The organism is Pseudarthrobacter sp. AL07, assembly GCF_029960665.1.
Lineage (GTDB): Bacteria > Actinomycetota > Actinomycetes > Actinomycetales > Micrococcaceae > Arthrobacter.
The window spans coordinates 1-477 of record NZ_JASBRB010000093.1 but is presented as its reverse complement, the minus strand read 5'-3'; the positions used below and the strand labels follow the sequence as shown (position 1 = coordinate 477).

Annotated in this window: 1 pseudogene; it reads right to left on the bottom strand. The window is 64.8% G+C overall.

Annotation, left to right across the window (positions count from 1 at the left end):
• A pseudogene (locus QK290_RS18550) lies at positions 1-279 on the bottom strand (chromosome partitioning protein ParA); the annotation flags it as partial.
• Positions 280-477 lie beyond the last annotated feature (198 nt).

The following is a 477-nucleotide window of genomic DNA, read 5'->3' as shown; positions in this document are numbered from 1 at the left end:
CGGGCGCGGTTCGTAGGAGACGGATTCGATCTTGTTGTCCGGGTGCACGATCAGTTCACCGTGTCCTTCGGGATCCTCGATCTGGACCCGGACGGGGCGCTGCAGTGTCTGCGCCTCGCCCACGATCAGGGCCAGGGCGTTGTTGCGGAGATCCTGTACGGAGTCCCCGGCAGGCACGATGCGGGAGTTACCCGCGACGACGACCTCAGCGGTCCCGTTGTCGCGGACGATGGCCCTGATGTTTGGAAAGGCCAGGACCTCGGTTGGTGTAGTACCCATGAACTTCTTCCTTACGTGTGTGAGATGGAGAGGTGCGGGCGCTTAGGACGTTGGTGGGGTGAGCCGGTTGACCTTCCACGGGGCGTCCTTGCCCGTGCGGAGCAGCTGCACGGTGTAGGTCCCGGTGTTGGTGGGGACCGCTGCCGTGACGCCGTAGCCGTTGGCTTCATCGACGCTCAGCGTGGCCGGACCGGTGAC